The sequence below is a fragment of the Psychrobacter proteolyticus genome, from assembly GCF_038155145.1.
GTDB classification, from domain to species: Bacteria; Pseudomonadota; Gammaproteobacteria; order Pseudomonadales; family Moraxellaceae; genus Psychrobacter; species Psychrobacter proteolyticus_B.
In genome coordinates this window covers 1-214 of record NZ_JBAKAY010000182.1, presented here as the reverse complement: position 1 = coordinate 214, position 214 = coordinate 1, and the positions used below count along the sequence as shown (strand labels likewise).

General features: G+C 44.4%; 1 protein-coding gene. It reads left to right on the top strand.

Going from position 1 to position 214, the window contains the following annotated elements; all coding sequences use genetic code 11:
* Positions 1 to 26: 26 nt before the first annotated feature.
* A partial coding sequence (locus V6252_RS13435) for a hypothetical protein (protein WP_341610769.1) occupies positions 27 to 214 on the top strand: 188 nt, incomplete at its 3' end.

Below are 214 nucleotides of genomic sequence, written 5' to 3'. Positions count from 1 at the left end.
TGTTTGATGCTGTCGTTAGTATCATCATGCCTCACCAAGCTAAAAAGCACGCCATGGACAGCTCTGCGTTAGATTGGTTCAATGATGCGTACAATCATTGCAACGCCATCGCCTATTGCGGCGCGTCTGATGAATTTATCCTAAGTAAACTGCCAGTTGAAAAAGATGAATTTGTGTCGCCATTGGCTGAGCTAGATGCCTTTATTAGCAATGC